Source organism: Frateuria terrea, from assembly GCF_900115705.1.
Lineage (GTDB): Bacteria > Pseudomonadota > Gammaproteobacteria > Xanthomonadales > Rhodanobacteraceae > Frateuria_A > Frateuria_A terrea.
Window position 1 is genome coordinate 185,327 of the sequence record NZ_FOXL01000007.1, and the last position, 11,665, is coordinate 196,991.

13 protein-coding genes are annotated in these 11,665 nt (G+C 66.4%); 7 read left to right on the forward strand and 6 right to left on the reverse strand.

Going from position 1 to position 11,665, the window contains the following annotated elements:
- Positions 1–30: 30 nt before the first annotated feature.
- The gene (locus BMZ38_RS13890) at positions 31–2,754 is read right to left on the reverse strand and encodes a TonB-dependent receptor (RefSeq protein ID WP_245747235.1); all 2,724 of its coding nucleotides are present in this window, start codon (positions 2,752–2,754) and stop codon (positions 31–33) included.
- Positions 2,755–3,010: 256 nt separating this feature from the next.
- Between BMZ38_RS13890 and BMZ38_RS13895 the strand changes: the two genes are divergently transcribed.
- The 3 genes from BMZ38_RS13895 (at position 3,011) to BMZ38_RS13905 (ending at position 4,536) form a co-directional block, all read left to right on the forward strand.
- Positions 3,011–3,253, forward strand: a complete 243-nt coding sequence (locus tag BMZ38_RS13895; protein ID WP_091338861.1) for a helix-turn-helix domain-containing protein — start codon at positions 3,011–3,013, stop codon at positions 3,251–3,253.
- Positions 3,254–3,435: 182 nt separating this feature from the next.
- Positions 3,436–4,026, forward strand: coding sequence for an NADPH-dependent FMN reductase (locus tag BMZ38_RS13900; RefSeq protein ID WP_091338995.1), 591 nt, complete (start codon positions 3,436–3,438; stop codon positions 4,024–4,026).
- 279 nt (positions 4,027–4,305) lie between these two features.
- On the forward strand, positions 4,306–4,536 hold the full coding sequence (locus BMZ38_RS13905) for a hypothetical protein (protein WP_091338863.1): 231 nt from the start codon (positions 4,306–4,308) through the stop codon (positions 4,534–4,536).
- A 52-nt stretch (positions 4,537–4,588) separates the two neighbouring features.
- On the opposite strand, the gene BMZ38_RS13910 is transcribed toward BMZ38_RS13905, so the two are convergent.
- Complete coding sequence (locus tag BMZ38_RS13910; protein WP_139202425.1) at positions 4,589–5,176, reverse strand: DsrE family protein; 588 nt, start codon at positions 5,174–5,176, stop codon at positions 4,589–4,591.
- A 124-nt stretch (positions 5,177–5,300) separates the two neighbouring features.
- Positions 5,301–5,837, reverse strand: a complete 537-nt coding sequence (locus BMZ38_RS13915) for a GNAT family N-acetyltransferase (RefSeq protein ID WP_091338869.1) — start codon at positions 5,835–5,837, stop codon at positions 5,301–5,303.
- Between the two features lie 288 nt (positions 5,838–6,125).
- Between BMZ38_RS13915 and BMZ38_RS18080 the strand changes: the two genes are divergently transcribed.
- The 3 genes from BMZ38_RS18080 to BMZ38_RS13925 all read left to right on the forward strand — a co-directional run bounded on the left by BMZ38_RS18080 (position 6,126) and on the right by BMZ38_RS13925 (position 8,253).
- Positions 6,126–6,260, forward strand: a complete 135-nt coding sequence (locus tag BMZ38_RS18080; RefSeq protein WP_281243891.1) for a hypothetical protein — start codon at positions 6,126–6,128, stop codon at positions 6,258–6,260.
- A 34-nt stretch (positions 6,261–6,294) separates the two neighbouring features.
- Entirely contained in the window at positions 6,295–7,176 is an 882-nt protein-coding gene (locus BMZ38_RS13920) for a hypothetical protein (RefSeq protein ID WP_091338872.1), read from the forward strand.
- A gap of 309 nt (positions 7,177–7,485) precedes the next feature.
- The gene (locus tag BMZ38_RS13925; protein WP_091338874.1) at positions 7,486–8,253 is read left to right on the forward strand and encodes an EAL domain-containing protein; all 768 of its coding nucleotides are present in this window, start codon (positions 7,486–7,488) and stop codon (positions 8,251–8,253) included.
- Positions 8,254–8,388: 135 nt separating this feature from the next.
- Here BMZ38_RS13925 and BMZ38_RS13930 read toward each other — a convergent pair whose 3' ends face one another.
- The 3 genes from BMZ38_RS13930 to BMZ38_RS13940 all read right to left on the reverse strand — a co-directional run bounded on the left by BMZ38_RS13930 (position 8,389) and on the right by BMZ38_RS13940 (position 10,572).
- Positions 8,389–9,090 carry a methyltransferase family protein gene (locus BMZ38_RS13930; RefSeq protein ID WP_245747234.1) on the reverse strand — a complete coding sequence of 234 codons (702 nt, stop codon included), beginning with the start codon at positions 9,088–9,090 and terminating at the stop codon, positions 8,389–8,391.
- A 308-nt stretch (positions 9,091–9,398) separates the two neighbouring features.
- Complete coding sequence (locus tag BMZ38_RS13935) at positions 9,399–9,866, reverse strand: hypothetical protein (RefSeq protein WP_139202424.1); 468 nt, start codon at positions 9,864–9,866, stop codon at positions 9,399–9,401.
- A gap of 220 nt (positions 9,867–10,086) precedes the next feature.
- Entirely contained in the window at positions 10,087–10,572 is a 486-nt protein-coding gene (locus tag BMZ38_RS13940; RefSeq protein ID WP_139202423.1) for a hypothetical protein, read from the reverse strand.
- A gap of 351 nt (positions 10,573–10,923) precedes the next feature.
- Between BMZ38_RS13940 and BMZ38_RS13945 the strand changes: the two genes are divergently transcribed.
- Complete coding sequence (locus BMZ38_RS13945) at positions 10,924–11,586, forward strand: dihydrofolate reductase family protein (RefSeq protein WP_091338886.1); 663 nt, start codon at positions 10,924–10,926, stop codon at positions 11,584–11,586.
- The last annotated feature ends 79 nt before the right edge of the window (positions 11,587–11,665 follow it).

Here is an 11,665-nt window from a genome sequence, read left to right on the forward strand (position 1 = left end):
ACGCCGGTTGCGCAAGGCAACCGGCGAGCGTCACCAGTGCTTGGACACGGAAAGGCTCAGGTAGCGTCCGACCGCCGAATAGTTGGTCGAGTCGTAGGGCGCATAAGCCAACGAGGTGACGGCATACAGTGGCGGTGCCCGATTGAGCAGGTTCTGTACGGCAAGCTCGAATGCCGTGTTGCCGAGCAATCCCCTGCCCTCGCCGGTGTCGTAGCGCAGCGCGCTGTCGAAGGTCAGGAACGACGCCCCTTTGCGGCCATCGGCGGTGTTCTTCACTCCGCTCTTGTAATTTCCGAACAGACTGGCGGTGAAGCCGCCCTGGTTCCAGACGGCGCCAACCCGGATGCTGGTCCTGTCCGGGTGGAACAGCGTGCCGGCCAGGTCGTAGGGGCTCTGAGCAGCTGTCAGGGTCTGGGTGCTGTGCAACCAGCTGGCCGACCCGCGGAGCGTCAACCGTCCCGCCCCAAGGTCGAAGCGGTTTGACCCGGACAGATCGATTCCCTTGATCCGTTGCCGCGATGCGTTGACGAACCTGCCATCGATGATCGCCACCACCTTGCTGGCGTCGTAAGGCGTTCCTACGTAGTTGAAAAAGTCGCTGACGCCAGCTAGCGCAGTCGCCTGCGCGGCTCCGGTCGGTCCGTACGTGACGAAGTCGGCGTAGACCGAGTTGCCGAACACGTCGTAAGAGGTGATGGGCTGGAGGATGCGTTCGCCGTAGTCGATATCGAACCAGGTCAGTTCCGTATCCAGGCCGGGCAGAGCCTCCGGATGGAACGCCAGCGAAGCGCTCCACGTGCGGGCACGCTCCGGGCGCAGGTCGGCATTTCCGCCCGACAGCCACAACACCGTGGCATCCGCCGGGTAGCCGGTACCCCCGAACGTCGCCGCCGTGTAGTAGATGCCCGTCTGGGTGGAATAGCGCTGCAACAACGTGGGCGCCTTGAACGACTTGCCCCACGACGCCTTGAGCGACACATCGGCGCTAGGCGCATAGATGATCCCGAGCTTGGGCGTGGTCACCGTGCCGTAGTCGCCGTCCTCGGTGCGCACCGCGCCGGTCAACGCCAGGCGATCCGCACCACCACTCCCCTGCCCCGGCCCGATCAACGGCAGGCTCAACTCGGCATAGGCATAGCGGCTGCCTTGGCCGCCATCGGCAGTTATCGTGTGCCGGGTAAGGCTTTGGGCGAGGAAGCGGTTGTCGCGATAGCCCACGCCGGCGGCCAGTCGCGCCTCACCGCCCGGCACGGTGAACAGCGGGCCTTCTGCCCCGATCTCGTAGCTGCGGCTCTTGTTGGTGTAGGCGCCTAGGCTGTTGGCAACGGCAACCCCCGTCGCACTGGCTACCGTCGGCTGGGCATACGAGGTCTTCTCGTTTCCTATGGCGGCGCCGAGCGTGAGCGTCCAGTCGCCACCGAGCCAGAGATCCAGGCCCGGCGCCACCAGCGTGGAGTGCGTGTGCGCCTGGTAGGGGTAATACACGCTGCCGTACGACAGGTCGGTCTGGATATCCCGCCTGCTGCCGAGTGCATCCAGGTGCAGTTCCGCATCCTCGCCTATTGACTGATGCAGGCTGAGCAAGCCGCTACGTAGATCGTTGCCCTGCCAGAGCGTCGAGGGCCGATACATCGACTGGGTGTAATCACGCTGGTCCGAATAGATCGGGTCGTTGGAGGATTTCTTTCCCGCCACCAGCAAGCCACCGGTATCCCAGGCGGTGCCCACGGTGGCGTTGTACTCGTGAGTAACCAGGCCTCCGTCCGTGGCGCCGCCATAGCGCGCGCCCGCCGTCACTCCCTTGAAGTCACGCTTCAAGATCACGTTGGCTACGCCGCCGACCGCATCAGAGCCGTAGATCGCCGATGCGCCGTCCGGCACGATCTCGATACGATCGACGGCGTCCACCGGAATGCCACTTATGTCCACGGCCTGGGCGAATCCGCCATAGGACATGCGGCGCCCATTGAGCAGCGTCAGGGTCGCGTCCGGGCCAAGCCCTCGCAGGTCGAGACCCGAGCCCCCGGTAATGTTCTGGTCGCTGGGGCCGCCAGCCGCCGCGCCCGCCGCGACGCCCGGGTTCTGACCGCCGGAGAAGTTCTGCGGCACGCTGCGGATCACTTCGCCGAGGTCGGCGAAACCTTCTTCCTTGATCCGTTGGCGGCCGATTGTGATGACCGGCGATGGCGTAGTGCCGCCACGGATGCGCGTGCCGGTAACGGTGATGGTCGCAAGGTTGCCCACCGCGGGCGCCGTCGGCGAGGTCGTCGCGGCCGAGGCCGCGGAGGCGGCGCGCCAGCCAGGGATGGTGCGTTCCTGCGTGCGCTGGATCACGACGGTGCCGCCACCGGTTTGCCGGTAGCTGAGCCCGCTACCCTGCAGCAGGCGGCCGAGTGCCTCGCGCCAGCTCATGCGACCGCGGACCTCCCTCACCTGCTTCGCTGCGACCAGCTCGGCTGGATAGTCCAATCGCAGGCCGCTCTGCGAACCGAGGGCATCGAGCGCTGCGGCGAGCGTGCCTGCGGGAAGATCGAAGTCGATGGCTGTCGATGCATCGGCCACCGCTGGCTGGTTCGGCGTCGAGGTGGCCGAGGCGGCCCCGTCGGCGAGTGCCAGTCCGGTTGCGGCAGCAGTGGCGGCGAACAAGGCAACGGAAATGGCATTGCGTAACGTACTTGTCTTCATGCTGCGTCCCTTTGCTTTCCCCTGGATTGACCCTCTTTCGCGTGTTGCCTGAAGCGGCGACACGGTCATCGGGCGAAATTGGTTTGCGTGCGCTTTCCGCATGCGCGGCTGCACCGCGCCAGGAGCCGTCACCGCACCGTCTGCTTTCGTCTCGCTGTCCTCCGCGGCGCAACCGGGGGCGCACCTCGAAGGAGGGGAAAGCGACTTCAGGCGTAGCCCCTGTGCCGTTTCGCGCACGCACGCCGGCGCGCTATCTAAGTAGAGTAATACACAGTAGACTTATATTCTGTAGAACGCAAGCCAGTAGATGGCCAGGCTGGGGCATATGCCTTCCAAGTCCTCGCCTATCTCCCTACCGAGCGCCCGCGAGCGCGTGGCGGCGAACATCCGTCGCCTGCGCAAAGCGAGGAAACTCAGCCAGGAGCAACTGGCCGAACTGGCAGAGTTCCATCGCACCTACGTGTCGCAGCTGGAGCGCTGCGTCACCAACATCTCCATCGACGGGCTGGAGCGGGTGGCCCACGTCCTGGGCGTGGACGTGCTCGATCTGCTGCAGGTGCCTGCCTAGAAGTCGGCGAGCGGTGCGCTGGCGCGGAGTGACGCCCTCCGCTTGCGGTAGCAATGGCGCGTACCCGGCCCCGAGAACAACGGGCGCCCAAACCCGGACACCGGCCTGGGAATCAAGCACACCGCGCAACCGGTGCCATGATGTGCGTCCTGCCGATTCGCAGTAAGCGCACCGAGAACGCCATGTCCGACCGCATCCTCGTGCTCTACGGCTCCTATCGTTCCGATCGCGCCGGCATCCGCCTGGCCGAGTACGTGACACGCCGGCTGGCCGCGCGGGGTGCGAACGCCGAGCTCATCGACGCCCAGCGCGTCGGCCTGCCCATGCTCGACCGGATGTACAAGGAGTACCCGCCCGGAACCGCCCCGGCGGCGATGGAGACCCTGGCGGGGCAGATCCGCGCGGCGGACGGCTTCGTGTTCGTCACCGGCGAGTACAACTGGGGCGTGCAGCCGGGCCTGAAGAATCTCACCGACCACTTCCTGGAGGAGTGGTTCTGGCGGCCTGCCGGCATCGTCAGCTATTCGGCCGGCCGGATCGGCGGCGCCCGCTCGAACCTGCTCTGGCACGGCACGCTCTCGGAGATGGGCATGGTGGTCATCTCCAGCACGGTGACCGTGGGACCGGTCACCCAGACGCTCGACTCCGATGGCGAGCCCATCGGCGAGGCCGGCAAATTCCTGGATCGCTCGTTTGCCCGCTTCGCCGACGACCTCGACTGGTGGGTCGAGGCGGCCAGGGCGCAACGGCAGCGCAAGGCGCCACCTTACTGAAGGTGATCGACGCTTGCGGGGCCATCCAGTCCCTGTCTGCCGTAGTGCCGAGTCGGCTCACGTCGCGGCCACCTCCCCTTCCCGCCACTGGTACGCAACCGGGACTAGCGTGCGGCATACAGCCGGCTCTTATCCAGCGCCTGAAGTAGACCCGAGACCGCGTGTTCCGGCACGCGTGCTCGTGCGCCTTCCCGACAACCCCGACTTTCCCTGCCGCGCTTGCTGCCCCTCGACCACGACGCGCACCATGGATGCACCGAACAGCACGGGGAGATCGCAATGAGCACCCACAGATGCGACCGGTACACCGAGCTTGGGCCGTACATCGCGTGGCTCAACAAGATCAATGACGGCGAATACACCATCGTCGTGCAGATCGCAGATCACCTGCCGGAATGCGCCGACCTGCCTTTCGAGACCGAAGAGCAGGCTCTGCTGGCGGCTGACGTGTTCGCGCACCAGTTGCAGCAATCGGTACGCGGCGCTGCGGTCGGCCAGGCCGGTCTTTAGTTGCCCGGCATAGGGCGCCATCGGTGAACCTGCGCGCCGGCAAGCGCGCCGGTCAGAGTTCCATGTAGATGTAGCCCTTCTGCCCATAGACCACGACATCGGTCAGTGCGGACAGGCTGACGGTCACGTCCGGCACGACCGCGCTGTCGGGCAGGTTCTCCATCGCGAGCGCCTGGCCGCACACCAGCAGCTGGACGCCGGCCTGGTGCAGGGCGTGCACGATCGCCTGGTTCGGGTTCTTCGCCACCTTGGTGTAACGCCGATAGACCTCGTCGGTTGCCGAGGCGAGCGAAGCTTCCCCATCGAGCAGCGCCACGATGTGCACGTGCGACGGCGGCACCTTGGCCACGGCCATCACGTTGACCAGCCGCGCCAGCCGATCCAGCGCGTGCATGCGCTCGCGCGGATGCTTACCGTCGTCGGTCACCCGCACGAAGATGCGGTAGTCGGCGGCCGGGTCGGGTTGCACCGCCGCGTCCGGCCGCGGGTGGACCTTGCCGTAACCGGCCACCGCCGGGGTGACCCACGCCAACGAGGCCGGCTTCTTCACCTCGCCCGCCCGCGCCGCCTGGCAGGGCAAAGCCAGTACCAGCACCCACACCGCCACCCAAGCCGCAAAACCGCTACGTGCGTTCCTCATGGTGTCCTCCCCTCGCCTGTGTTGTAGGGCGGCGCGGCGAACGTGCCGCCAGCCGGAACCCATCATCCACGCAACTTGTGTTGACCCGAAGCCTGTCGCGGGCCTGGGGCCTGGCGGTGCGTCTTCAGCCGAGCGGCCGGCGCCACACCCGGTCGTCGTACACCTGGTCGCCGAGCCGGAACGCGCAGTGCCCGACTTCGCTAAACCCGTGCCGCGCATAGAAGCGCTTGGCGCGCTCGTTGTGGTCGAACACCGTCAGGTAAAGCGACGGTGCGCCCCGCGCGAGCGCCTCGCCCACCGCCCAATGCATGAGCGTTTCGGCAACGCCCTTGCCGTGCCAGGCAGAAAGCACGTAGATCTGCTGCAACTCCATGGCCCCCGCCTCGCCGGGCGACCCCGACCACGAACGGAGCTTGGCGTAGCCGACGGGCACGCCCGCCTGTTCGGCGATGCGCCAACCGATAAAGGGGTCGGCCAGGTCACGGGCCATCGTTCCCAAAGGGTCATAGGCGGCGTTGCAGAACGCATCGAAGTCCGCACCCGCGAAGCGGGCCCCGAACGTCTCGGTGAAGATGCGCCGCGCCACGGGCGGCAGCGCAGCGACGTCACCCGGCAAGGCGTCACGGAAGGAAACATCGGCGTGCGATGCGCGGATATCCATGGCGATCGGAAAGCTGCCGGAGAGAGGTCCAGCAGTCATTCTACCGAACGGGCGAAGCGCCGCGGCGCGAGCCGGCCGCTTCCCGGCGATGGCCGGCGCTCCGCGGCGTCGATGCCGCCCCTTAATGCACGTCGGAACAGGGACGTGAACCGTGCGTTTGCCGCCCGCGTGGCGCAATGCTGACCTGGCGCTGATGCATCCGTCACCACCTTTCCACGCCGCCGGGATCAGCGTTGCCGTGTCGGCAGCGGGCTGAACGCTTCGCTGCCTTTCCACCGGGAGCGACCCATGCATTTCTCCATCAATCCCTATCGCAGCTGGCGCGCCGCGCAGCGGGGCGGCATTGGCTATGTCCTGCTCTGGTTGCTGGGCGTGCCGCTGCCGATCCTGATCATCTTCGGCCTACTCCGCGGCTGCGCGTAAGCCAGCCACCCTCGAACGCGCTCAAGGAACGGACATGACTCCGATCGAAGTGCAACAGGCATCCGTGCTGGATGTGAACGCGCACCCCTCGCTGCGCTGGGGCGCGGTGATCGCGGGCTGGATGGTGGCCTCTGGCATCGCGTTGGTGCTTTACGTCGCCGGCCTCGCGTTCGGGTTCCAGATGTTCGACCCGAACGATGCAGCGGCGACCGCCAAGGGCATCGGCATCGGCACCGTGATCTGGGTGGCGCTGACCTGGATCGCGTCGCTGTTCCTCGGCGGCATGTTCGCCAGCTGGTTCGATGGCCGCGACGACGCCACCGTCGGCTGCATGCACGGGGTCACGGTGTGGGGACTGGCGATCGTGATGAGCGGCCTGCTGCTGGCGCTCGGCCTGTCCGGCGCGGCGGCCGGCGGCGCCATGCTCGGCGGCGCCGCGGCAGGCATCGGTACATCTGGCGACCATGGCCGCGGCGACAGCCAGGCCATGGTCGCCAGCAGCGACGCGATGGTTCGCCTGCACGGCCAGGTCGCGCAGCGGATCATCAACGCCGGGGGCGCCGGCGCGCACGCCGCGGCCGACCCGGCGGCAGTTGCCTCGATCAGCACCGCGCTGCTGGCCAACCATCCCGACACCGCCAGCGCGGTGCTCGCCGGCACCACGGGCATGTCCCCGGCGGACGCCGAGCAGAGCGTGCGCAGCCTGTCGCCCCAGGTCGACGCCGCCAAGGCCGAGCTCAAGGCCGCCGCCGACAAGACCGCGCACTACACCGCGATGGCGATGTGGACGGCCTTCATCAGCCTGCTGCTCGGGCTGCTGGCCGCGGCACTGGGCGGCTGGCTCGGCGCGGGCCACGTGCATCGAGTCTATCACCTGCGTCGGTATCCGCGCAGCGTAGCGACGTCCGGACCGTAATCGAACGAGCGAGAGCGCAAAAGGGGCGAGGTTGATCGCGCCCGGGCAACCGACCCGGCACCTTCAGCCCGCCCGCTTACTTTCGCGCGATGACCCGCACCTCATCGACGGCGTCCGCCGTGGTCACCGCGGACCGGCTGGACGAAAACCCTTATCGGACCGCGACCGAATCAAGGGGTCATGCCGTGCCGGGCCGCCCGGAGACGACCTGCACGGCCGCGCCGGCATCGAGCGGCTCAGGGCCGTCGCATTCACCTGATCGCACGCTTCTTCGGACACAGTGGCCGACGCATCAGGGAGACGCGATCCATGGAACCCACCTCAAGCTGCGGCGCATGCCGCGATGGCGAAGCGCTGGGCTTCGATTTCAGCATGGCATTGCAGCCCATCGTGGAGCCACGGCAGCGGCGGGTGTTCGCCTACGAAGCACTCGTGCGTGGCCTCGACGGCAGCGGCGCGGCGGGCGTGCTGGAGCAGCTGGACGCAAACAATCTCTACCGCTTCGACCAGGCTTGCCGGGTCAAGGCGGTCTCCCTTGCCGCGAGGCTGGGCGTGGATTGCCGCCTGAGCATCAACTTCCTGCCCAATGCGGTCTATCAGGCCGCCACCTGCCTGCGCGCGACGCTCGCCACCGCCAACCGGGTTGGCTTTCCCACCGAGCGGTTGATGTTCGAGTTCGTCGAACACGAGCAGGCGCGCGACCGCAGCCACCTGGCCAGCATCGTTTCCGAATACCGTCGGCACGGCTTTCTCACGGCGCTGGACGACTTCGGTGCCGGCTATTCCGGCCTCGCTTTGCTGGCGGACATCCGGCCGGACTGGATCAAGCTCGACATGGCCCTGATCCGGGGTATCGACCAGGATCCGGTGCGCCGGTGCATCGTGCGCCACAACCTGGCCATGTGCGAGGAACTGGGCGTCGCCGTCATCGCCGAGGGCATAGAGACGATGGGCGAGTGGCAGGCTTTGCAAGCGCTGGGCGTGACCCTCTTCCAGGGCTACCTGTTCGCGCGCCCCGGCTTCGAGTGTTTGCCAGAGGTGCATTGGCCCGAGGACGAAGGTCCTGGGGCCGGTTGATCCGTTCCTTCCCGTTCCCTCGTGGCCCGGCGCCACGCTGAGCCACGCGGAGAAGACGGTCGTTCATGTTCGTCCACGAGGACGCCGGAGCGTCCGTTTGCCGGCAGGCCATGCGGTCCCGGTGACGCGTCCTGACTAGAGAACTGCCGGGATCAGCGCCTTGGTCTGCTGCCGGTACGTCTGGTAGGCCGCGCCGAAGTGCTGCCCGAGCCACTTCTCCTCCAGCCGCAGCTTGCGCCAGAACGACACGAAGACGATGGCCACGGCGAGCAAACCGCGCCAGTCGCCGACCATGACGGCGTTGCCGAGGAACAGCAGCAGCAGCCCCGTATAGATCGGGTGTCGGACCCGCCGATACGGCCCGCTCTGGACCAGCTCATGGCTGTCCTTCAGCTGCACCGTGGCGCTCCAGTTCCGCCCAAGGAGTACGCGCGCATAGATCGCCAGCGCCGCCCCGGCGACAGCGAGCCCGAGACCGGTCGCGTATACGGGCACGCTGTGCGGCACGAACTGCTCCCGCAGCAGGGAATGGCCGAACCAGGGACCCGGGCCGAGCAGCAGCACGGCGACCAGCAACGGCAGCCAGTAGGCGACCAGCCGCACGGTCAGGGGCTCCTGCATCGTCGGGCGCTTGGCCCCTCGCGAGGCCCACAGCCAGTAGCCCAGAAGCACGATCCAGGTAAGGCGCAATCCTTGTTCGAAGACGAGTGGCATCGGTTTCCCCAAAGTGACAATCAGGAACGCGTTGAAGAGCTTGGCCGGGGTTTCGCCGGAAGCCCGCGCCGGAGAGACACGCAGGGCGTGGATATCGTGGGCGACCCGGTGATGGGCAACCATGCTGCGGCGCGCCGGGCCGCGCGTCCCGAGTCAAGTGACTGATTGACGGGACGCTGTGATGAACCGCGGACCGGCGGGGACGAACGACGAGGGGTGAAGGTCAAGCCAAGGACTCCAACAGCCTCCCGGACGGCCCTCCTGTTTCCATCCGATCCGGATCGCGCCGCCGTTGTCGTTCTGGTGGAAAGAGTCAGGCGCATCGAGCGCGCACGGACTTGAGTGCCTCGTTTCCTGAGGTCCCCCAGGTTCCGCCCAGCAAGGGGCCGCCGAAGGGACTCCGCTGGCTTTTCAGCCTGGACCCTATCAGCTCACCAGTTCACGGCGGGCGCCTGGTTTGCACCCAGGTTGAGCTTGTTCCTTTGGTAATCGATCAGCAGCTGATCGGCCGTCAGGAAATGTTCTTCCCTGATGGCAGCCTGCAGCATCGCCGCGACCTCCTGGTCGCTCTTGCCGCGCAGCGGTTCATGGTGCATGCGCGCGGCCACTTCGGGGTCGTACGCGTCGGCCACCAGCTTCGCACCCTGCCGCGTCATACCCATGTCCTGCCATGCTTCGGCAAGCTTGATGCGAAGCTTGGCAAGGTTGGCCAGCGACCTTAGCCAGGCCTGGCGCTCCGCCTGCTCCGTATTGTGTGCGGCACTTTGCAGTTGCCTGTCCCACATCTGCTGCTGCTGCGCGACCTGGCTCTCCGAACCCGGGTCCAGTTTCCCGGCTGTTTGCGCAAATGCCGCCGGCGCAAGCAATGTTAGCCCCAAGGCAAGAAATCTCCTGTTCATTGCCAACCTCCCCACGATGGCCGGCGCTGCCGGCGATGAGGCCTGCGACGCCAAAGGATTTAGACTCCGTTGTCGACGAGTTGTACCGAAAGCGCACCGAAAGGTCACGCGCGGGTCGCGGTCAGCCGATGCGCAAAAGATCAGACAGCGCACCGCAATAAAGAGATGACGTTTCCCACCGTGAAAACGGGAGCGGACACCGCCTGCTCCCTGGATGAACTTACCTTCCGCTCACCGATTCGTTCTTGTCGCCGGCTGCCAGCTCGCGCAGGCTGAGCTTCTGCCGCTGGTAGTCGATCAGGAGCTGGTCGGCCACCAGGAAGCGGTTCGACGCCACGGCGTTGCGCAGCATGTCCGCAACCTGCGCATCGGTCTTGCCACGCAGCGAGGTGTGATGCATCCGCGCGGCGAACTCGGGGTCGTAGCTGTCCGCGACGCGCCGGGCTGCCTCGGGCGACAGCCCCATCTGCTGCCAGGACTGGGCCAGACCGGCCCGCAGCTTGGCCAGGTTGGCCAGCGCATCCCTGTCCGCCTGGCGATTGGCGAATTCCATGGATTTCGCGTTGTGCGCGCCTTCCCGCTGCGCGTTCTGCAACTGCTGTAGCTGGCTGGTCGACATCGGCGGCTTGGTGGACTGCTGCTGAGCGAATGCGACAGGCGCAAGCAGTGCGAGGCCCACGACAAAAAATGCTCCTTTCATACCCATGTTCCATCTCCTGTGGCAGCCGGCGCGATAGTCGGCAGTGAACCATCCGTTCCTCACCCACCGTCCGTATACCACCGACCATCCGACGATGTAAGTGAAGCGATGGCTCACGGAGGCTGTTTCGCCCCGAGCGCTCTTGCAAAAGGGAGGGAGGGAATTATGCCGCTTTAATGCCCTCCGTCCCTTTTAGGGGAACCTCCAATCAGCATGATGCGAGGTGTCGAACTCCATCATCGTCACTCGTCGCTACCACGCACTGGCTAGAAAGCCGTGCTTTCACCTGGCTCACCCGTTCTCACCAGCGCCCATCCACCGCGCTCCTCCCAACTATCCGCTCATCCAAGGAAATCCATGACCAACTCCGACGCGGCACAACGAAAGCTCGTACTCAAGATGTCCATCTCGCTCGACGGCTTCGTCGCGGGCCCCAACGGCGAGCTCGACTGGGTGTTCCGATCCTCGAGTCCCGATTCCAGGGCATGGGTCCTGGACACGCTGCGAAGTGCGGGGGTGCATCTGATCGGCAGTGGCAGTTATCGCGAAATGGCTGCGTTCTGGCCGTACTCGGACACGCCCTTCTCCGCATCGATGAACGAGCTTCCCAAGGTCGTGTTTTCCCGGACTGGTATTGAGGACGGTACGCGGGTGGACCGGACCGCCGATGCCGATGCCGCGCTCACCGCAGGGCGTCCAGGGATCGAGCCCAGCGAGGAAGTCCTGAGGTCGTGGGCCGCACCCACGGTGGCGAGCGGCGACCTCATCGAGGAGATCCACAGACTCAAGGCGCAACAGGGCGGTCCGATGGTGGCGCATGGCGGGGTACGGTTCGCTCGCAGCCTGGTCGCCAGTGGCCTGGTCGACGAGTACCGGCTGGCAATCCATCCGGTGGTCTTGGGCGAGGGCCAGCCACTGTTCACTGGCCTCTCCCGCCCGACCGACCTGCGTCTCCTCAGCGCGACGCCATTCAGTGCCGGCGTGGTCGGGGCAGTCTACTCGCCGGCAACAAGGTTCTGAGCCGACTTTCCGAAACGAGCGCGCCCTCTGCAGGTGAGCGCTCAGTGGGTCTTCTTTGAGCATCGTGCTCAATCGCTTT